Genomic DNA, 19092 nt, shown 5'->3' on the forward strand with positions numbered 1-19092 from the left:
CATGGCTGCGGAACTGGACGGATCCACCACTCTTGTCACCGGCGCCACCGCTGGCATCGGCCGGGCCGTGGCCCTGCGCCTGGCAGCGTTGGGGGCCTCGGTCATCGTCCACGGGCGGGACGAGCAGCGGGGTGCTGAGACCGTCAAAGAGATCGCTGCCGCAGGCGGGAAGGCTCGGTTCGTTGCTGCGGATCTGATGAGCTCGGAAGATGTCCTGCGTCTTGCCGTTGAAACAGGCGAGGTGGACGTTCTGATCAACAACGCCGGTATCTACCGGTTCGCCAGTACGCCGGACACCACCGCCGAGATGTTCGACGCTCAGATGGTCGTCAACTCACGCGCGCCGATGCTCCTGGTCGGTGCCCTCGCTCCGGGAATGGCTGCGCGGGGGCGTGGCGTCATCGTGAATGTGAGTACAGCGGCGGCTACCACGCCGGTGCGGGAATCGGGCGCTTACGGGGCCTCCAAAGCTGCACTCGAACTTCTCACACGAGTATGGGCTGACGAGTTCGGCGCCCAGGGCGTCCGCGTGAACGCCGTGGCTCCGGGCCCTGTCCATACCCCCGGGACGGAGGAGATGGGAGGTGCAACCCTCCAGGCGATCGGGCGAACCACCGTACTGGGGCGGGTCGCAGACCCTGAAGAAATCGCGGAAGCGGTTCTGTTCCTTGTTTCGTCCCGCGCCAGCTACATCACCGGCGCGGTTCTTGAGGCACGCGGCGGACAGCTCGCGATCGGATGACTTTGGGCTGGGCTGCGATGGATATGCCAAACCCGACGCCCATGCCCACGATGTCTGCCCGGTGACCTTCGGGAGGGCCCCATCGTCATCGTCGGCGCGTCGCTGGCCGGGTTGCGGGCCGCTGAGGCACTGCGCGAGAGGGGCTTCACCGGCTCGCTGACCGTGGTCGGGGACGAGCCCCACCCGCCCTACGACAGACCGCCGCTGTCCAAGCAGGTTTTGCTCGGCATGTCGGCGGCGGACACTACCGGGCTGCCGATGCGCCGCGACCCGGACGCCGACTGGCGCCTCGGAGTGCGTGCCACGGGGCTCGACCCGGTCGGCCGGCAGGTCTTGCTGGCCGACGGTATGGGCCGCTTTGAGATGAGAGAGCAGATGACCGCGAACGCCGGGGCGCACATGACGTCCACTTCCCCTCATCGGGAGCTGATCCGCTTCGGTGTCGTGGGTCTGAGCGCGAGCGGCGGGTGAGCGGCCACTGCCCATGTGCCGGCACTGGCCGGGCTCGATGGATACGAGTTGCGGGCGCTGAGCGCCAGCAGCGCCGACTCCGCGCGCGCTGCCGGGGAAAAATATGCGGTGCCGTTGGCCTACGGCAGCGCGGAGGAGCTGGCCCGCAGTGAGGAAGTCGATCTTGTGGTGGTGACGGTGAAGGTTCCGCATCACCTGGAACTCATCCGACCCGCGCTGGAAGCGGGGAAGATGGTGTTCAGCGAGTGGCCGCTCGGTGCCGACCTCGCGCAGGCCGAGGAGCTGGCCGGCCTCGCGCATCGCAGAGGTGTGCTCACGGCCGTCGGCCTGCAGGCCCGGTCGTCTCCGCCGCTTCGGTATCTGCGGGACCTGGTCGCCGACGGCTACGTGGGGCGGGTGCTGTCGACCAGCATGCTCGGGTCGGGCTGGATCGGCGGCGCCACCTACGACGACAACTATGCGTACGTGCTGGACGTCACCAGCGGCGCCACGCTGCTGTCGATCCCCTTCGGGCACTCGGTCGACGCGCTGGCCATGGTGCTCGGGGAGTTCCGCGAGGTGTCGGCTCTCATCGAGAACCTGCGTCCGGGGGTCAGCCACGTCACGAGCGGGGCGGTCGCGGCCAAGACTGCGGAGGACCAGATCGCCGTCATGGGGGTGCTGGAGTCGGGGGCCGTGGCCGCGATGCACATCCGCGGCGGCACGTCACGCGCCACCGCGTTTCACTGGGAGATCAACGGCACGGACGGTGACCTCGTCGTCAAGGCCGACCAGGCTCAGTGGTGGTACGGGGGGCTGCGGCTGTACGGAGCCCGGGGAGAGGGCGGCACGTTGGCCGAGCTAACGGTTCCCGCCCGCTATCAGCGGTCGCTGACGCAATGGGCCGGGCGATCCGCCGAGCCCGCCTGCAACGTCGCCCACGCGTACGCGCTTCTGCGCGACCAGATCACCGGGAACCTTGCGCCAGATGAGGACGGCGTTCCAGACTTCCGGCACGCCGTCCGGCGACAGCGCATGCTGGAGCGGATCCGAGAGGCGGCGCGCGCGGGCCGGAAGGTCACACTCGCAGAGCAAGGCTCGTAGGCCCCGAAGTGAGTCACGTCGGGAGCTCAACCGTTTCGCCTCGGCGAGGACGACCACGTTCCGGTGTTCCCCGAGACCGTTATCCCAAGAGAGCAGCGAGCCTGCGCCATTCCTCCCTCGGGAGCTTGTCCCTGTGAGTGCCGGTGAGCACCTGGAGGGCCACGTGGTCCCCGCCTGCCTGGTGGAAGGTGTCGATGCGGTCGCGGATGCGGTCCTCGTCGCCCCAGGCGAAGACCGCGTCGATCAGGCGGTCGCTGCCGCCCTCGGTCAGGTCTGCCTCGGTGAAACCGTGCCGCAGGAAGTTGTTGGTGTAGTTCGGCAGGGTGAGGTACATGGCGAGGGCGTCGCGGGCCAGGGCGCGGGCCCGGGCCGGGTCGGTCTCCAGGACCACCTTCAGCTCCGGGGCGAGCAGCGGGCCCTCGCCGAGGATCTCGCGGGCCTGGGCTGTGTGTTCGGGCGTGACGAGATAGGGGATGGCGCCGGCCGCCCGCTCGCCGGACAGCTTCAGCATCTTCGGGCCCAGTGCAGCCAGCACCCTGCTGTCGGCGGCGACGCCGGCCTCGTCCAGCTCGTCGAGGTAGCCGGTCATCGCCGCGTACGGGCGGCTGTAGTCCTTCACCAGCGGGCCGTGGCTCACGCCGAGACCCACCAGGTAGCGGCCGGGGTACGCCGATTCCACCTCGGCGAAGCCGGCCGCGGTCGTGGCGGCATCCTGCTGCCAGATGTTCAGGACGCTGGTGCCGACGACGATGCGGCGCGTCGCCCCGATCAGCGGGGCGGCGTGGTCGGCGGTGCTGTTGTTGCCCAGCCAGATGGCGCCGTACCCGAGTTCCTCCAGTTCGGCCGCGGCCTCGTCCAGTTCGGCGCGCCGGGCCGGGTCCTCCGAACGCAGTTCGATGCTCCAGGCACCGTACCGGCCGACTCGCTGCTTCAGGGGGACTCTGGTGTCGCTCATCGGGTGTTCCCTCCGGGTGGTGGGCTGTGCCGTGATCATCACGTCTCCAGCCGCTACCGACCGGAGGGCGTTCCGGTCGATTCCCGCCGTTCCCTCAGTTGGCCGAACGGCCATAAGACGTCGAACAGGCACGAGCCCGCCACCGCAGTGGCGGGCTCCTGCGTGTCGTCGGGCTGGTCGTCTACCGGACTCGGTACTGGTGGGGTCGCGTATTCAACTGGCTCTTCCCCGGCCGCGGGGCCGGCCGACCGGCCCGTCCCGACCACATGTCCGCTCTCTTGCGCGAGATCGGCATCCCGGTCGCAGCCGCTCGCGGCGCCGCCATCCGGCAACAACTCCTCGAACTGCCTGCCCCCGTCGTCGCGGACGCCCTCGGCTACCACGACAAGACCACCAGCCGCCTCCTCAGAGAAAGCGGCGGAACCTGGAGCCGATACGCCGCAGGCGACCACCTGCGGTCACCATCCGGCTGGACTCCCCATCGCCTCACCGACGGTTGAAGCTAAGATCACGTCCCGGACCGACTGCGGGTAGCCGATCTCGGCGATGTCCTCCGCCAGGTCTACGAGGGTGACCTCCGCGTTCAGCGATGACACGAGCTTCTGACTCAGCGGACGCAAGGCATACACATCGCGCACCGCTTCCAGGTCCACGGGAACCTCGTAGTAGTCCTCGGCGAAGCGCTGGAACGCCTCCGGCGAACGGTCGACCAAGAGCTCGAACAGGTTCGTCGCCCCATCGGGGTCGGAACACCCGGCGGGAAAGTCGATCACGCCGTGCCGCCACCGATCGTCCGTCGCCTCCCGCCACAGACAGGCCGTCACGACAGGCACGTCGTCCTCATCGGTGAACGCCGGCTCCTCGACGAAGGGCTTGAATACCTTCGGAACCTCGTCGATCACTCCCGGCCAGGGCTCGCCATCGTTGCCATAAGGGCTCATCGGTGCTTCGTGGTCGAAGCCACGGACATAGGCCCCGGCCGCCGAGAACACGATGGAGTACTCGTCCCCCGACCCGTTGCGCATCGACGCCATCTCCTCGCCGTCGGCCCAGCCGCCGTTGAAGGAGTAGTACCGGCCTTCCCAGTCCGGACTCAAGATCGCATCGAACATCGCCAGTGAGCGGCACAGGTTCCGCAGGTCAGCGATGGACGAGAGCTGGCGAGCTACGTCATAGACAGTCACGTGCTCATCCAACCGGATGCCCCTGACACCCAGAATCTCCCCCCACGGCTGTCACGCTCAGTAGCAGTGCCGGGGTGAGGTGGGTCAACTCACGACGGTTGAATACGCGACCCCACCAGTACCGAGGCCGATCACCTTCCTGCGCCACCCCGAGCACCCGCGTCACGACCCCGGACTGCTGCCGCAAGCGGTGGAGGAACCGCTGCGCTACGAACTCCCGGAGCCACGTCCGGACTGGTGCGCGGACGACCGCGCCGCCGGATAGCGCCTTGGCGGCCCATGACGCTGCTGCGGTTGAGTGACAACGAATACGGCTCCACGAGGATGTTCACAAGTGACGAGTTGAATTCCCATAGTTTCTTCTGAGTCCACAGGTGCCGGCCTGCGTCCGCCTGTCATAGAGGGTCATCGAATGAATCTTCGCCTCCGGGTTGCAGCACCGCTGGTGGGTGCGGCTATCGCCTTCGTATTTCCGTCGGCCGGCGTCGCTGCGCAGGCGTCTGCACGGCATGTGTCCGGCTCGCCATGGCTACATGACGCGGACGGTGACCGCGGTCACCGCAATCCCTGGCGCGACTGCCACAGTCAGCGCCGTGTCGTGCTCATCGACAAGAGCCTGAGGGTGATTCTGACCAATGGCCGACGTGGGCCTGAGGCATTGTTCCTCGAAGGGGACTCCGGGTTCTCGCCCTCGTCGCCGGTGAAACCGTGGACCACCTTTTCTCCCGAGTCGTATATGGATGTGAATCACCGCACCCATGACACAAAAGAGTATAATTTTGAGATTCGTGGCTTCTTTAGGGTGCACCCGCTCTTCGTGGCGAAGTCCTTTGACCGCCACGAGCGAGTCTTTCTCTTCCCGGCCGCCCACTGCATCAACGACCATCACGACGGGGACCGTGCAGGTCCGCATCGTGGTAAAACTGCTGGTGGGAATGGCTCGTCCGGATCCCGTCGCCCGATGCTCTCGTCACCGGGGACACTTTCCCCTGTTTCGCGTGATACTGCGGCTGCTGGCTGCATCGCTGGGCTTCTGAGCGCAAAGTACATCGTGATTGCGGTCGGCGGTTTGCTGATGGTTTTGGGAATGCTGGCTGTGGCGTGGCTTCGCCGACGTCGTTCTACCGAGTGACACTCGGCGCGAGAAAGGTCGGCAGCGCTTTCGGTGCCTGACGTCACGCCGGATCAGGAGCCTGGTGCGCTGCCGGCCCCCTCGTACCCATTAGTGGGATTTCCCCGGCCAGACGCCCTTTGACCTGCGCCTTAGGTGCCCTGGGTCGCATCATCCGGACCAAGTTGGCCAGAGGATGGCCGCGGAAGGCCATCCCAGCCCCTGTCTGCGCCCAAGGCCTCGGTAGTTGACCCGCACTGCGTGGTCGCACTGTGGATCTCGCCGACACCCGCTTTAGGAGTTCATCCTCAGCTACATGCGGGCTGCCGCGTTGCTACTACAAGGGCTCAAGGCAGGCCCCTTGCTACCGCCAAGGTCCTTATGTGTACGACTCTGTTGCCGTCATCCTCTGCCGTCAGGCTCCGCAAAGCACCGGCACTGGTCCGCAACCATGCCTGGCTTTGCTGACACCGGGCCGCAGACCGGCACGCACCCTCTGGCGGGTGCACTTGCCAACGCCGGGGTGGCGCGTGGTCGGTTGTCAGGATTGCCCGGCCGGACGCCTCCGTGGCGGCCGCCCGGGTGCCACCCCCACGGCCCGATCAGCGGCGATAACACAGAGTTGTCCACTAATGGGCGATCTGTAACCCTTTGTCGTAGAGTCCTTTGTGCGCAGGATGGCGCGTCAACCCCCTGGCCCCGCATCGTTCGTCCGTCTCGCATCCTGCGCATGTATCGGTCAGGGCGTCTCAGGACTCAGCTCGAGAGGATCTTGCAATGCACATCCGTCTCGCAGTTCCCGCCATAGCGGTCCTCGCAGTGATGGGGACCGCCGCCCCGGCGACGATGGCCGCCTCCTCCTCCACCACACCGGCCGCAGGCTCAGACAGCCGGCAACTGATGATCGACGCCGCCAAGACCGAGTCGGCGGCCTCCCTGCAGTACGCCGGCTACGCCGACGGTGCGCTGCGGAGCGGTCGGCCGGACCTGGCCGACGTCTGGCAGTCGGTGGGCCTAGTCGAGCACCAGGACCACTGGATGCATGAGGTGACGGAGGCGGGCCTGTACAGCGCCACCGACAACGCCGCCAACCTGCGCACCGCGATTGAGCAGGCCCAGCAGTCCGCGAAGGCGTACACCGACTGGGCGGCGCAGGCCCCCGAGAACTCCGCGGCAGCCACCGAGCTGCGCGCCGTCGCCGCGCGGCAGACCGCCGCCGCCGGCCTGCTCACCCAGGCGCTCTCAGCCCTACAGGGCAAGGGCCAGGTCCCTGCCGCTCCCTCCGTCAGCACGGTCGCCATCCAGGTCAGCAAGGCCCCGCACCACACCGGGAGCTTCTACAACGCTCTGACCAACGACACGAACTCCGCGCTGACGACAGCGGCATGGAACTGGGCGGAGTACCAGTCCCTCGCCCAGACCGCGGTGAACACCGGGCAGGCGAGGTTGGCCGCGCTGTTCGCCGCTCTGGCGGCGCAGGAGCGCCACGAGAACTGGCCCCGGCTGTCCAACGCCGCCGGTTACGTCAATTCCGACGCCACCGACCTCAAGACATCGATCGCCTCGGAACAGGAGGCGATCGACATGTACGCGCGGTACGCGGACGAGGCCCAGAAAGCAGGCGATAAGGCCGCAGCGGACTTCTTCAGCGAGGCCGGGGGCGACGAGATGCACCACAAGCTGACCTTCCAGCAGCTCACCGGCCAGGGGTGACTCGCCCGACTCCGCCCGTCTCGCACGAGCGCAGGCCCGGCCGGGGGCCGGGCCGCGCGCGGTGAGCGGAGCGAGCCTCCTTGAACCCGTGAAGAAGGTTGTAACTCAATCGCTATCTGGCACCATGTCCGATCCCGGGTGATGCTTGACAGTTCGGTCCCAGCTGATGGTTGACAGTGGCCGTGATCGGCTTTTCTGTGCGCGTCGTTGCGGCGTGTGTGGGGAGGCCGGGATTGGCGCTGGTGGAGTTGTCGGTTGTCGAGCAGAGATACCGGGCTGTCCTGGCGGTGCTGGCGGGTGCGACGGTGACCGAGGTCGCCGCGTCGTTGGGGGTGTCCCGGCAGACGGTCAGCAGCTGGAAGGCCCGATATGCCGCCTCGGGTCTGGCCGGGCTGGCTGATCGTTCGCGTAGGCTGGCGTCGTGTCCGCATCAGGCCTCTGCCGAGGTGGAGGCGGCGGTGTGTGAGCTGCGGCGCAAGCATCCGAAGTGGGGTCCGCGGCGGATCGCTCATGTGCTGGAGCGGTCCGGGGCGGTGAGCCCGGTGCCGTCGCGGATGACGGTGTATCGAATCCTGGTCCGTCATGGGCTGGTGGAGCCGGGGGTGCGGCGCCGCAAGCGGTCGGATTACAAGCGCTGGCAGCGGGATCGGCCGATGCAGCTGTGGCAGATGGACATCGTCGGCGGCGTGATGCTGGTCGACCCGGTCACGGGCGAGTTGACCGAGGTGAAGGTTGTGACCGGGGTGGATGACCATTCCCGGTACTGCGTGATCGCGTCGGTGGTCGAGCGGGCGACCGGGAGGGCGGTCTGCGCGGCTTTCGTCCGGGCCTTGCAGGTGTTCGGGGTGCCGGAGGAGGTGCTGACCGACAACGGCAAGCAGTTCACCGACCGGTTCGGGCAGGGCGGTGAGGTGTTGTTCGACCGGATTTGCCGGGAGAACGGGATCGCGCACCGGCTCACGCAGCCGGCGTCGCCGACCACGACGGGCAAGGTCGAGCGGTTCCATCAGACGCTGCGGCGTGAACTCCTGGACGACTGCGGGGCGTTCGAGAGCATCGGGGCGGCTCAGGCGGCGCTGGATGCGTGGGTGGAGGAATACAACTCCTCGCGTCCGCATCAGGCCTTGGACATGCAGTCCCCGGGAGACCGGTTCGCCCCGGTTGCCGAGCAGGAGCGGAATGTTCTGGGCCTGAAGATCCCTGGAGTGCTGGCGCTGCTGCCGCAGCAGCGGACACCCCCAGAGGATCCGGAGCCGGCTCCGACCGAAGCCTGCGAGGTTCCTGCCGCCCTGCCTGAGGTGATCCCGACAGCGGTGCCGGTGGGGCCCGGCGGGCCGGTGGAGTTTGAGCGGGTGGTGCCTGCGAGTGGGAATCTGCAGGTCGCGGGCAAGCAGTTCTGGCTGGGTCCGGCCCGCTCAGGGCTGACGGTGACGTTCTGGGCCGACACCTCGGTGATCCATCTACTAATCGCCGGGACGCGGATCAAGTCCGTGCGGTCGCACTCGTCGGTGGCGGATCTGGGACGGCTGGCGGCCCGGGGCGGACGTCCGGCGGGGCCGGCCCCGCTGCCGGGCAGTGACGGGGCGGCGTTCGAGGTGGACCGGGTGGTGAACAACAGCGGTCTGGTCGGTCTGGGCGGGCACCAGGTCCTGGCGGCGGAGATCCTCGGTGGCCGCCAGGTGGGTGTCCGCATCGACGCCGAGACACTGTCGTTCTTCGACCTGTCCTCGCGGGAACTGCTGAGGGTGCGGCCCAATCCGCTGACCGGTGAGGAAGTACGCAGGCTGCGGGGCCTGCGTCCGGCCGGACCGCCGCCGCGGCCCGGCGTCGAGCCCGTGCGGGTGCAGCGACGGGTCAGCGCGGTCGGAACCGTCATGGTCTGCCGGCAGGTCGTCTCCCTCGGCCGCCCGTACGCGGGGCAGACCGTGACCGTCCACGTGTCCGACACGACGATCACTCATTTCGCCAGGGCCAGGTTGCGGAGATCCGCAGGTGCAGGCGGCGACCGCCGCGGGTGATGCGGGCTGCTGCGTGCAGCAGCCGGTAGCGGAGCTTCTTCGGCTCGGCGGCGGCCAGTTCGCCCTCCAGCAGCAGAGCGCGCATCGAGGCGAGCAGGTCGAGGGCGGTCAGGGACAGCTCCAGCCACGCTTGGTTGATCGCGAAATGGCGGGAGGGGAAGCGGCCGAAGCCGGTGGTCTTGCCGCAGCGGATGCGGTCCTCGACGCGGGCGTGCGCCCGGTGGCGTACTTCCAGATGCTGCAATGAGCCTTCGCCGTACGGGGTGTCGGTGAGGAAGACCTGGTGGCGCATGCCTTCGTCGAGGTCGAACAGGGAGAGTTGGGCGCCGGGATGCGGGCGCTCACGCCGCACGATGATCCGCGTGCCGTCGGGGTAGCCGTCCAGATCCACAAGGCCGGTCAGTTCGGCGACCTCCGCGCCCTTGCGCAGGGAGCCGTCCTGCTCCAGCGCGGGATACCAGACGTGCCCGGGCAAGGCGCGGATCGCGCGGCAGACCGGTTCGGTGACGGGATACCCGACTGAGAAGAACGTGTGGATGCCGCCCGAGCGCAGGGCGCGTATGTGGTGCAGGAATGCCTTGGCGCCTCCGGCGCTGTCGGTCCGGATGAGCAGGTCGGTGCCATGGCGGTGGGCGTCGGGGATCTGGGCGAGGGCCTGGTCCAGGACGGCGATGTGATCGGCGGCGGTGTTGGCCCCGGCGTTGCCGGGCCTGAGCAGACCGGCCAGGGCTTCGCCGGTGTTGTCCAGGAAGCACAGGATCGGGTGGTAGCCGAAGCGGGCCTTAACCCGGAATCTTGGACACGAGCTATGCGGCTTGGGGCAGGGTAGTTGATGTCGTGTCGAGTGCTGTCTCGTAGGCGATGGGACTCCGTTGTCCGAGGTGGGAATGACGGCGTCGGGTGTTGTAGCGGTTGAGCCAGCGGAACGCGTCGAGACGGGCCTCGCGTTCGCTGGACCAGTGCTTTCGGCCCTGAAGAGTCTCGCGTTTGAACGTCGCGTTGAACAACTCGGCGAGCGCGTTGTCCGCCGAGCTGCCGATCGCGCTCATGGACTGGCGGACACCAGCCCTGCGACAGGCGTCGGCGACGGCCCGGCTGGTGTACTGGGCGCCATGATCGGTGTGCAGGACTGCTCCGGCGAGGCTGCCGCGAGTGCGCTCGGCGGCGGCCAGGGCGTCGATGACGAGACCGGTTCGCATGTGGTCCGCGATCGCCCAGCCGGCCAGACGGCGTGAGGCAAGGTCGATGACGGTGGCCAGACAGAGGAACTTCCCGCCGTCCACGGGGATGATGGCGATTCGTGAAAACGGCCAGGGTCGCTCCTCGCCTCACTTGGTTGGTTCTAGATGTATGTGGGGAGGCTGGTGAGCGAAGAGCGGGCCTTGATTACCAGTGGCTAAGTTGGGGCCATGACTGGTGACTGGCGGACGGATCGGATCGGGGCTGCTCTGCGAGGCGAGAACCCGACCGTGCTGCGGCGGCTTGAGTCGGGGTTCGCGGTGATCGGCGACGTTCAGTTCTTGCCGGGTTACTCGGTTCTCCTCGTGGACGAACCAGCTGTTCAGCGGCTGTCTGATCTGCCGAGGGCGAGGCGGCTGTCGTTTCTGTCCGACATGGACCGGCTCGGAGAAGCCGTTGAGCGCGTCTGCCGACGCCTGGACTCCGGCTTCCGCCGGGTCAACCTGGAGATCCTGGGGAACACCGACCCGTTCTTGCATGCCCACGTCTGGCCGCGGTTCGAGTGGGAGCCGGCCGAGCTGGTGGGCAAGCCTGTGTGGCTGTATCCGGGCGACCGGTGGAGTGACGAGAGGTTCAGGCTGGGGCCTCAGCATGACGTGTTGCGGGACGGGATCGGGAGCGAACTGGATCATTTGCGTTCGACGGGCTGACGGCGTGAGCCCGCCGACCGTCAGGTCGGCGGGCTCGGTGATCACTGACGGTCAGTGGACGACGGGTCACTGAGTCCTTCGCAGCGGAACGATGTCGGGGCTGGCGGTGGGGACGGAAGGACGGGCGGCTTCGGGGGTCGCGAGAAGCGCGACGATGGTGACCGGCTGGTTGCAGTGGGGACAGTTGCGGGTCGCGGTCGGTTCCAGCGGGTCACGTTCCGCGGCCACTTGCTGACGTGACAGGGGCCGGCTGACAGTTTTGGACGGTGGAGGCAGCTCAGGCCATGGCGGCAGTGAAGTGGTCTCGCCGAGACGACGCGCGCGGTCTTCGTCTCTTGCCTGGTCGCGGCGGCGCTCGGCGTCTTTGCGGCAGGCCGGGGAACAGTAGATCTGGCGGGTGGTTTTGAGCGCCTCGAACGGGCCGTTGCAGACCAGACAGACGCGCCGGTCCCGGATGTCGTCGCTGGTGCGGGCAGCGCTGCGGCACTCTTCCGAGCAGTAGGTCCGGCGGCGGGCGACCGTCGTGGTGAACTCGTTCTCACAGACCGGACAAGTCTGCCGGGCCGGTCTGCTGTTGCGGTTGGCCACCTTGCAGGTGGGTGAGCAGAAGACCTGCCGGCTGAAGGGGTAGGTGACGGTGAAGACGGTCTCGCAGACCGGGCAGCGACGCGCCATCTCGGGTTCGACCTCGGTGGTGTCGGGGGTGTCAGGAGACACGGGCGTTCACCCCGGCTCGGAGAGTTTCGGCCTGGTTCTGGTGACCGCGGAGCCGGTAGGAGGGCCCGTCGATACCGGCGACTGCGGCCCGGTGCAGGAGCCGGTCGAGCATCGCGGCGGCGACCGTGGCGTCGCCGAAAGCGGTGGCCCAGTCGGCGATGCCGACGTTGGTCGTCAGGATCGTGCTTGATTTCAGATACCGCTGGTTGATCACCTGGAACAGGGCGGATGCGCCGTCCTCGGGCAGCGGGAGATAGCCCAGTTCATCGATGATCAAGAGCTTCGGGCCGGCGAAGAAGTTCATGCAGGTCTTCCACCGGCCCTCCAGAGCGGCCTTGTGGCAGCGGGCGGCCAGGTCCGCCGCGGTGGTGAAGTAGACGCGGTTGCCCGCCTCGACCGCCGCCCGCCCGAGCGCGACGGACAGCATGGTCTTGCCGACCCCGGGCGGCCCAACGAACAGAACGTTGCTGGCGTCGTCCAGGAAACGCAGGGTGGCCAGGTCGCGGATCAGCTTCTCGTCGACGCCGGGCTGCGCGGCGAAGTCGAAATCGGACAGGGTCCACGGCTCGGGCAGGCAGGCGAAGCGTTCCCGGGCCGCGAGCCGGCGCGCCTCGGTGGCCTCGACCTCGATCTCCAGCAGCCGCTCCAGTGCCGCGGTCAGCGACATCCGCTCGGTGCGGGCCTGGTCCAGCACCCGGTTCAGCGCCTCGGCGGCATCGTTGAGCTTGAGATAGGACAGATGGCCCCGCAGCTGCTGGAAGCGGCGTGCTTCGCTCACCTGCATCGGTGACGTACTCAATCCGCGTTCTCCTCCTCGGAGTTGGGAGCGGTCCGCAGCCGGTCGGCCACGGCGGCATAGTGGGACAGGTCGATCACGACCCGTTCGGCCGGATTCACGGCGGCAGTCCGGCCGCGGAGCCGTTCGGCTTCCGCGAGCGCGGCCTCCGAAGGCGGGCGACGGACCTTGGTCTTGCAGGGAGCCCGGTCGGTGAAGGCGGCCAACACCGTGCGCGCAGGTCAGAGGCCATGGACGTAACGGCCCGCCGGACCCCGCGTTCGTCGCGGCGCGGCGCCCCTGCACCCTCCGAACCGCCGAGGCCAAGAAAGGGTCGGATGTCTCCATGGGCCGGCGGTGCGGTTCAGCGGTGACCGACGACGGAGTAGATCAGGAGTTGCACCGCGACGCTGCCGAGTGCCGTGCACGCCCCTCCGATCAACTTCATGGTGAGGACCCGCCGATATCGGTGGGTCCGGGAACGGTGCTGGTCGGGGACAGACGGCTTGGAGTCGAGGTGCATGGAAGTCTCCGCTGCTGAGACGGGTCAGGACGTGCGGGAGCACTCCGCAGGGCCGGGCCGCCAAGCTTCTGGCCTGCGGGGTTGATCCCGTTTTCGACGCTAGACCGCGTCCACCCCTTGTGTCCGCCGCCAACGGCCCCACGCTGCTGTGGAGTTGGTGTAATTTCTGAGCGTGGAACGCCCTTGGGAGCAGGTGCACGGGCCGGGCACCCTGGATGACCTGCTGGAAGATGCGCGCGAGGCTGGCTACGAGATCAGCAAGCGGATGATCCACGACTGGATTTCGCTTGGGCTGCTCGACAATCCCCAGCGGCGCGGGGCCGGCCGCGGATCCCGGCCGGGGCTGCACTCGGTGAACCAACGCAAGTTGCTCCTCCTCCTGCTGAGCAAGCGCGTGGAGATGCCGAAGATCCCGTCGCTGGCTCTGGTGCCGTTCGGGATCTGGTTGTGGTGGGGTGAGGAGTGGGTGCCGACCCGGCAGGCGCTCAAGGCTTTCCGAACCTGGTTCGGCGATGGGCTGCGCCGCAAACAGGTGTGCTTGGATGCGGCGCGGGCCACGTTGGAGCAGATCGACCACCACGCCGCCACCGACACCGCCCGCAACCGGTTCGTCCGCCTCTTCACGGAAGTGAGCTACCAGGGCGGCACCACTCGTGAGCTCCGGAACGAGCTGGAGGACGCGGCGCGCGCGGTGTTCGAGCCACCGTGCGTCTTCACGACGAGCGGCCTGGCTCGTGCCGTGGGCCCCGCGAGCATGCCATGGACCCTGGAGATGCTGCTCTACCGGATCGACTCCATCACCACCGCCATGCAGGCCGTCCGCGACAACAAGGTGGACGAAGAACTGCTGGTCCGCTCTCGGGCCCTCTACGTACAGACCAAGCACTGGTATGAGGCTCTGCGCCCAGGTCTTGCCGCGCAAGCAGTCGGCCCCTTCGTGGGCTTGTACCGCGAGCAGAATCTGGACGATCACTTCAACAACGTCGGCACCGACATGCTTAACGCCATCGCGATGTTGTTGGTCAGCCCGATCGCGCAGGCGCAGTTCCCGCCGCGTGGGTAGGGAGCCTCGGGTCATGGTCGGGTGTCGGCGTCCGACTGTCCCGTTGGCCGGTTCACGGCTCAGTTACCGGTCCCAGGCCGCTCAAAGTTCGATGGCACAAGCTCAAACTTCGGTGGCAAGGACAGTCGCGCCGGGCGTGGTCGGGCCTATGGTCGCCCCCACCACGGTGGTTTCCGGTCGGCGCTCAGTACCTCCCTCAATCACTGGCGGGGCTCTCCCGCCCTCACCCCTGACAGCACCGGAGCGCTCGGTGGAAGGGATCTGGTGTGACCTGGACGCCGCCGGAACCCATGCTCAGCGCTCCCGTGCCCGGGCCCGAGCTGCGTCCGGGCTGGGCGGCGGAGCCGAAGTGGGATGGTTCTCCAGACACTTGAATTGTCTCACCCGAGTGACACCACCGCGGCATCACCCAGCACACTGCCGACGAGCGATGGCACCGTCGGGTCGTACGTGTGAGGCCGTCAGGGGCGTGCGTCCTCGCAGGCATCTTGAGGGAGCGGCGAGTGGCGTGAGCTTGAACTCAGTCCCGCTTGCTGCCGTCCCTGATCAGCCACCTTTGGAACTCGATGTGCCGGAACTGATACGACCTACCGGCCACGCGGAGGAGCCCGGCGCGATGACCCCAGTCCAGGAAGCGGCCCAGCCGGAGCGGCAAGCGCCTGCGTGCCGCACAGATACCCAGGACGAGCCAATAGCACACCGTCGCCTGCGAGGCGGTGGCCTCGATGGCGAAGGAGACCGCGAACGCGGTCACGGGATAGGGAAACAGGAGCGCCGAGACGGCGCAGGTCACGAAGGACGTCAGGGTAAAAACAGCGTCCCGGCGCAGCGGGTCGCGAGGCCGGACCACATCCGCGGTATCGGAGAAGTCGACGCCTCTCGTGGTGACGTCACATAGAGCGGGCCACACTGCGAGGAAGACGCCGCTCGCCACAGGTATGCCGCAGCAGATGGCCATCGATATTAGCCAGTGTTCCGGGTCGGCGAACAGGAAAATGAGGGCCAGGATCAGGCTAATGAACCACCCGACGCCCAGTCCCAACTCAAAGTCTCTACGGAAGGTTTCGGAGGTCTTACTCAAAGGCGTCTTTGTCCACAACCGACTCAGAGTCAGCTGCACCGGCCGCACATCCTGATACCCGTCCGCGAACATGAGAAGCAGCAAAAGCTGAACCACGGCGACAATGCCGATGGGGATGAGGTGGGACATCACCGCGTGCCAACTCCCGTACCACAGGCCGAGTGTGATGAGGAACATCGATTCGGCCAGTGTCACTTTCAGGACATAGTGCAGGCGGTTCAGGAGGCGGGTCCCGGCAATCGGTGACAGTTGGTGGAGAGTGATGTCCGTGGCGGATCCGCCCTCCCTGAACTGTTGCTGCAAGTGCTCTGCCAGCCGTGTGAGCCACAGGGAGGTACGTTGCGCGTCGTAGCCTCGGCTCGGCATGGTCTCTACCGAGGTAGGGATGAAGCGGGCCAACAGCAAACGGTCCACGTCCGCTTCATCCCGGCAGGTGAGCAGTTCACCCGGGTCTGTCCCGCCTCGGTAGACAGTGGTGGCCAGAGACAGCCGCCACGGTGTCGACAGGATCTGCATCAACCTGTGCGAGTCGGCGTCTATGACCCGCGCCCATGCCGCTTTCTCCGCCGGCGGCCGGTAGGCCAGTTTCACTTCGAGATACTCGCGGACGCGCTGCGGCTCAAGCGTGTCGATCAGTACCGTGGTGGCGTTGACCAGACCGCCGTTGTGTTCCGTGACTCGGGCATAGTGGCGGTCGCGGCAGGCAAGGACCATGGGAGCAGGGCCTCGGCCGTCGTGGTAGCGATTGAGCTGCTGCACCGCGGTCGCCGCGTTCGCGACGTGCTCAGGGCCGGCGTCCAGTTCGTCCAGCCCGTCCAGGACGGGCGTGATCAGGCGGCGGCTCACCAGGGCACTGGCGACCCGGCGACGTACCCGGTAGTTCTCGGTGATCCGGAGGGCGAGCCACTGCTCAAAAGGAACGTGCGGATTCCACCCGGACAGGCCGACACGGACCGGAACAGCGGCCCCCGCGGGTCGGCGGTCAAGGAGTCGGAGGGTCAGTTCCACCGTAAGTACGGTCTTCCCGGCCCCCGCCGCACCGGTGATCACCAGCCGTTGATGCGGAGCAGTGCGGTAAACGTCGGCGATGGTGTCCAACGTGCCCTGCAGCGCACCGGTCGAGCTGCGGAAGGAGACGAGTTTCCCGTCAAAGGAGAGATCCGCAGCGGTTCCCTCCGCGCCAAGCAGACCCAGTCTCGTTGACCGCTCAGCAGCCCGGACTTTGTCAGCGAGAGAGTCCGCCAGCCGTTCCAAGCGGGTGAGCGAGACGGCGTTGAAGATGTTGGTTTGCGGGCCTGACCCGGTGTTCACCGGACCATTGATCGTGGTTCGGTCAAAGTTGGTATGGGATTGTACGGAATGCGCCGGAGTCTGGTCGTCACTCATGACCGCTCGGGTCGCTTCTCATTCCGTATGTGAGACCGTGCGTGGTCTGCGGTCCCGAACCGGTGTTAACCGGGCCGTTGATGGTGGTGTCCCGGAAGTGGGTTTCGGTGTGGACCCCGCCCACTGGGCCGGCCAACTCGTCCAGAACGGCGCGAAGTCGCTCGGTAGCAGCGGGATCGGTGGCCAACAGTCGACGGAGTCGGGAGCGCCACTCGGCCTCTAGGTCGTCGGCAGCCGTCGCGTCCATCGCCTGACGTGCTGCAACCAGAGCGTTTCTGGAGCGTTCCAGTTCCTCGTCCACGTCCGCGCTCCGATGTCCGAAAATGGCTGAAAAGCGGCGGCGCACCTGCTGCCAGCCGTCCGTGACCATCAGCCCGATCAAGGTCGTCGCACCGGAGGAAGCAAGCGCCGTTAACTCAGCGTCCATGCACCCCACCGCCTCTGCTCGTTCACGGACCAGATCGTGCCCTGTCGGCGTACGCCACGCAAGGCGCTCGGAGCGGGAAGTGACAGTCATTCGTGGCTTTGATCGGCCGACCGGCCGCCGCTGCATTTATCTCGGGGTATCGAACTGACTAGATGTGCTGTCCCGGGACGTTGGTGACAGGCGACACGCCTTGCGCGGTCCTTGAACTGGGCGAGGGCCTTCTGGTTTCGGTGTGGATTGCGACATCTACAACCGACGCCCAGGAGGCCCTCGTTGTCCCACCGTAACGCCCCGCTGACTCCGACCGGCAGGCTGCGTCTGGCCCGGTGTGTCGTCGAGGACGGCTGGCCGCTGCGCCAGGCTGCGGAACGCTTCCAGGTCAGCCACACCACCGCAGCCCGCTGGGCAGAGCGATACCGCCGGCACGGCGCCGCAGGCATGCACGACCGCTCCAGCCGCCCCCACCACAGCCCTCTGCAGACGCCCGCCGCCGTCGAGCGGCAGGTCGTCCGGCTACGGCGCGAGCACCGCATCGGGCCGGTGCGGCTGGCCGCCCGATGCAACATCGCCGCTTCCACCGCCCACCGCATCCTCCTCCGGCACGGCCTGCCCGCCCTGGCGACCACCGACCGGGCCACCGGCGAACCCGTCCGCCGCTTTGAGCGCTCCCGGCCCGGCGAACTGGTCCACATCGACGTCAAGAAGCTCGGCCGCATCCCGAACGGCGGCGGCCACAAAGTTCTGGGCCGTGCGGCCGGCCGGGCCAACCAGGACCGCCGCAACGGCACCGGATACGCCTACCTGCACACCGCCCTGGACGACCACTCCCGCCTGGCCTACACCGAACACCTGGCCGACGAGAAGGCCGCCACCTGCGCAGCGTTCCTGCGACGAGCGGTCGCCTGGTTCGCCGCACGCGGCGTGAGCGTCGAGCGGGTCCTGACCGACAACGCCTGGGCCTACACCAAGAACACCTGGCGCGACACCTGCCGCGACCTGGGCATCAGCCCCCGCTGGACCCGGCCATGGCGGCCCCAGACCAACGGCAAGGTCGAGCGCTTCCACCGCACCCTGCTCGACGAGTGGGCCTACCAGCGGCCCTACACCTCAGAAGCCGAACGCCAGGCAGCATTCCCCGACTGGCTGGACTGGTACAACTACCACCGACCCCACACCGGAATCAGCGGCCAAACCCCAGCCAGCCGCGTCACCAACCTGTCCGGACAGCACAACTAGACCACCAGTAGTTGATTTTCAAGGCTTGCGCGTGCAGCTGGGTCGCACTGGGCGACGTGTGCGGCGATGGCGTCGGCACCCGGCCGCGTGGACCGCTCCAGGGACAGTCCTGTCTCATGAGACACGTCAAATTCTGGAGAACGACGGGTTCCGGGCTCTGGTCTCGGTCGACTCGGGCCGGGTGGTGCTGCGCTCCAGGCGCGGCACCGAGATGCTTCCAGCGTTTCCGGAGATTGCGGCGGGGGCCGCGCAATTGCCGGACGCGACCGCGCTGGACGGCGAGCTGGTCGTATGGGACACCGCGGGACGGCTGGCCTTCGAGCGGCTGCAGAACCGGCTTCAGCGGCGCGGCGCCAGGGCTGTCCGTGCGGCTGCCGAGTGGCCGGCCCACTTCGTCGCGTTCGATCTGCTGCCGCTGTCCGGGACCGACACGACCGGATGGCCGTATCGTCGGCGCAGGGCGGCGCTCGAGTCCGTGTTCGCCGCGCGCCGGCTGTCGGCCCCATGGGTGCTATGCCCGTCGACCACCGACCCGCACACCGTGCGCGAGTGGCTGACGTGGGCATCGGTCGGGATGGAGGGCGTGCTGTTCAAGCGGCTGGACAGCACGTACGAGCCTGCCGTGCGCGGTTGGCGGAAGTACAAAAACGCGATGAATTGCAGTTGATGCAACATCCTGCGGCTCGCCAGAATCGCCGTTTCCGCTGATCACTCCCCC

General features: G+C 67.5%; 16 protein-coding genes and 4 pseudogenes. 11 read left to right on the forward strand and 9 right to left on the reverse strand.

Annotation, left to right across the window (positions count from 1 at the left end):
* The first annotated feature begins 1 nt into the window (after position 1).
* From ACFYZJ_RS32495 to ACFYZJ_RS32505, 3 genes and pseudogenes are all read left to right on the forward strand, one after another.
* Positions 2 to 742: an SDR family NAD(P)-dependent oxidoreductase gene (locus tag ACFYZJ_RS32495; RefSeq protein WP_388573961.1), complete on the forward strand. Its 741-nt coding sequence runs from the start codon at positions 2 to 4 to the stop codon at positions 740 to 742.
* 54 nt (positions 743 to 796) lie between these two features.
* Positions 797 to 1090, forward strand: a pseudogene (locus ACFYZJ_RS32500) (FAD-dependent oxidoreductase); the annotation flags it as partial.
* A gap of 138 nt (positions 1091 to 1228) precedes the next feature.
* Complete coding sequence (locus ACFYZJ_RS32505; RefSeq protein ID WP_388573963.1) at positions 1229 to 2296, forward strand: Gfo/Idh/MocA family oxidoreductase; 1068 nt, start codon at positions 1229 to 1231, stop codon at positions 2294 to 2296.
* A gap of 79 nt (positions 2297 to 2375) precedes the next feature.
* On the opposite strand, the gene ACFYZJ_RS32510 is transcribed toward ACFYZJ_RS32505, so the two are convergent.
* Together ACFYZJ_RS32510 and ACFYZJ_RS32515 are read right to left on the reverse strand one after the other, a co-directional pair.
* Positions 2376 to 3251, reverse strand: a complete 876-nt coding sequence (locus ACFYZJ_RS32510; protein WP_388573965.1) for an LLM class F420-dependent oxidoreductase — start codon at positions 3249 to 3251, stop codon at positions 2376 to 2378.
* A 458-nt stretch (positions 3252 to 3709) separates the two neighbouring features.
* Positions 3710 to 4435: a hypothetical protein gene (locus ACFYZJ_RS32515; protein WP_388573967.1), complete on the reverse strand. Its 726-nt coding sequence runs from the start codon at positions 4433 to 4435 to the stop codon at positions 3710 to 3712.
* A 79-nt stretch (positions 4436 to 4514) separates the two neighbouring features.
* Between ACFYZJ_RS32515 and ACFYZJ_RS32520 the strand changes: the two genes are divergently transcribed.
* The 4 genes and pseudogenes from ACFYZJ_RS32520 to ACFYZJ_RS32535 form a co-directional block, all read left to right on the forward strand.
* Entirely contained in the window at positions 4515 to 4700 is a 186-nt protein-coding gene (locus ACFYZJ_RS32520) for a hypothetical protein (RefSeq protein ID WP_388573969.1), read from the forward strand.
* Between the two features lie 147 nt (positions 4701 to 4847).
* Entirely contained in the window at positions 4848 to 5567 is a 720-nt protein-coding gene (locus ACFYZJ_RS32525) for a hypothetical protein (protein WP_388573971.1), read from the forward strand.
* 756 nt (positions 5568 to 6323) lie between these two features.
* Entirely contained in the window at positions 6324 to 7259 is a 936-nt protein-coding gene (locus ACFYZJ_RS32530) for a ferritin family protein (RefSeq protein WP_388573973.1), read from the forward strand.
* A gap of 248 nt (positions 7260 to 7507) precedes the next feature.
* Positions 7508 to 8788, forward strand: a pseudogene (locus tag ACFYZJ_RS32535) (IS481 family transposase); the annotation flags it as partial.
* Positions 8789 to 9212: 424 nt separating this feature from the next.
* On the opposite strand, the pseudogene ACFYZJ_RS32540 reads toward ACFYZJ_RS32535, so the two are convergent.
* A pseudogene (locus ACFYZJ_RS32540) lies at positions 9213 to 10061 on the reverse strand (IS1380 family transposase); the annotation flags it as partial.
* 22 nt (positions 10062 to 10083) lie between these two features.
* A pseudogene (locus ACFYZJ_RS32545) lies at positions 10084 to 10575 on the reverse strand (transposase); the annotation flags it as partial.
* A 111-nt stretch (positions 10576 to 10686) separates the two neighbouring features.
* On the opposite strand from ACFYZJ_RS32545, the gene ACFYZJ_RS32550 reads away from it, so the two are divergent.
* The gene (locus ACFYZJ_RS32550; protein ID WP_388573975.1) at positions 10687 to 11166 is read left to right on the forward strand and encodes an HIT family protein; all 480 of its coding nucleotides are present in this window, start codon (positions 10687 to 10689) and stop codon (positions 11164 to 11166) included.
* 66 nt (positions 11167 to 11232) lie between these two features.
* Here the strand turns inward: ACFYZJ_RS32550 and ACFYZJ_RS32555 are convergent, their stop codons facing one another.
* The 3 genes from ACFYZJ_RS32555 to ACFYZJ_RS32565 all read right to left on the reverse strand — a co-directional run bounded on the left by ACFYZJ_RS32555 (position 11233) and on the right by ACFYZJ_RS32565 (position 13181).
* The gene (locus ACFYZJ_RS32555; protein WP_388573977.1) at positions 11233 to 11883 is read right to left on the reverse strand and encodes a hypothetical protein; all 651 of its coding nucleotides are present in this window, start codon (positions 11881 to 11883) and stop codon (positions 11233 to 11235) included.
* Entirely contained in the window at positions 11873 to 12682 is an 810-nt protein-coding gene (gene istB, locus ACFYZJ_RS32560) for an IS21-like element helper ATPase IstB (RefSeq protein ID WP_388573979.1), read from the reverse strand. The genes ACFYZJ_RS32555 and istB overlap by 11 nt, the downstream gene beginning before the upstream one ends.
* Positions 12683 to 13022: 340 nt before the next feature.
* Positions 13023 to 13181: a hypothetical protein gene (locus ACFYZJ_RS32565; RefSeq protein ID WP_388573981.1), complete on the reverse strand. Its 159-nt coding sequence runs from the start codon at positions 13179 to 13181 to the stop codon at positions 13023 to 13025.
* A gap of 172 nt (positions 13182 to 13353) precedes the next feature.
* Between ACFYZJ_RS32565 and ACFYZJ_RS32570 the strand changes: the two genes are divergently transcribed.
* Positions 13354 to 14244, forward strand: coding sequence for a hypothetical protein (locus tag ACFYZJ_RS32570; protein WP_388573983.1), 891 nt, complete (start codon positions 13354 to 13356; stop codon positions 14242 to 14244).
* A gap of 520 nt (positions 14245 to 14764) precedes the next feature.
* Here ACFYZJ_RS32570 and ACFYZJ_RS32575 read toward each other — a convergent pair.
* Both ACFYZJ_RS32575 and ACFYZJ_RS32580 read right to left on the reverse strand, forming a co-directional pair.
* A complete protein-coding gene (locus ACFYZJ_RS32575) occupies positions 14765 to 16711 on the reverse strand; it encodes an NACHT domain-containing protein (RefSeq protein WP_388573985.1) in 1947 nt (648 codons plus the stop codon).
* Entirely contained in the window at positions 16704 to 17138 is a 435-nt protein-coding gene (locus ACFYZJ_RS32580) for a hypothetical protein (RefSeq protein WP_388573986.1), read from the reverse strand. The genes ACFYZJ_RS32575 and ACFYZJ_RS32580 overlap by 8 nt, the downstream gene beginning before the upstream one ends.
* Positions 17139 to 17411: 273 nt before the next feature.
* Between ACFYZJ_RS32580 and ACFYZJ_RS32585 the strand changes: the two genes are divergently transcribed.
* Both ACFYZJ_RS32585 and ACFYZJ_RS32590 read left to right on the forward strand, forming a co-directional pair.
* Entirely contained in the window at positions 17412 to 18374 is a 963-nt protein-coding gene (locus ACFYZJ_RS32585) for an IS481 family transposase (protein WP_388573988.1), read from the forward strand.
* Between the two features lie 58 nt (positions 18375 to 18432).
* A complete protein-coding gene (locus ACFYZJ_RS32590; RefSeq protein ID WP_388574022.1) occupies positions 18433 to 19041 on the forward strand; it encodes a hypothetical protein in 609 nt (202 codons plus the stop codon).
* The last annotated feature ends 51 nt before the right edge of the window (positions 19042 to 19092 follow it).

The sequence above is a fragment of the Streptomyces sp. NPDC001848 genome (assembly GCF_042891915.1).
Classification (GTDB): domain Bacteria; phylum Actinomycetota; class Actinomycetes; order Streptomycetales; family Streptomycetaceae; genus Streptomyces.

Coding starts and splice junctions, on each gene's coding strand:
- ACFYZJ_RS32495 (WP_388573961.1), top strand. CDS start 2: ATGGCTGCGGAACTGGACGGATCCACCACTCTTGTCACCGGCGCCACC.
- ACFYZJ_RS32510 (WP_388573965.1), bottom strand. CDS start 3,251: ATGAGCGACACCAGAGTCCCCCTGAAGCAGCGAGTCGGCCGGTACGGT.
- ACFYZJ_RS32525 (WP_388573971.1), top strand. CDS start 4,848: ATGAATCTTCGCCTCCGGGTTGCAGCACCGCTGGTGGGTGCGGCTATC.
- ACFYZJ_RS32530 (WP_388573973.1), top strand. CDS start 6,324: ATGCACATCCGTCTCGCAGTTCCCGCCATAGCGGTCCTCGCAGTGATG.
- ACFYZJ_RS32550 (WP_388573975.1), top strand. CDS start 10,687: ATGACTGGTGACTGGCGGACGGATCGGATCGGGGCTGCTCTGCGAGGC.
- ACFYZJ_RS32565 (WP_388573981.1), bottom strand. CDS start 13,181: ATGCACCTCGACTCCAAGCCGTCTGTCCCCGACCAGCACCGTTCCCGG.
- ACFYZJ_RS32575 (WP_388573985.1), bottom strand. CDS start 16,711: ATGAGTGACGACCAGACTCCGGCGCATTCCGTACAATCCCATACCAAC.
- ACFYZJ_RS32580 (WP_388573986.1), bottom strand. CDS start 17,138: ATGGACGCTGAGTTAACGGCGCTTGCTTCCTCCGGTGCGACGACCTTG.